This window comes from Shewanella sp. AS1, from assembly GCF_021412565.1.
Classification (GTDB): Bacteria; Pseudomonadota; Gammaproteobacteria; order Enterobacterales; family Shewanellaceae; genus Shewanella.
Genome location: NZ_JAKCLJ010000176.1, coordinates 1 through 208, shown reverse-complemented (window position 1 = coordinate 208; position 208 = coordinate 1). Strand labels below are relative to the sequence as shown.

The following is a 208-nucleotide window of genomic DNA, read 5'->3' as shown; positions in this document are numbered from 1 at the left end:
AAAGCTCGTCGTAGTCCGGATTGGAGTCTGCAACTCGACTCCATGAAGTCGGAATCGCTAGTAATCGTAGATCAGAATGCTACGGTGAATACGTTCCCGGGCCTTGTACACACCGCCCGTCACACCATGGGAGTGGGCTGCACCAGAAGTAGATAGCTTAACCTTCGGGAGGGCGTTTACCACGGTGTGGTTCATGACTGGGGTGAAG

1 rRNA gene is annotated in these 208 nt (G+C 53.8%); it reads left to right on the top strand.

Annotation, left to right across the window (positions count from 1 at the left end):
- Positions 1–208, top strand: a 16S ribosomal RNA gene (locus tag LZP69_RS16580); the annotation flags it as partial.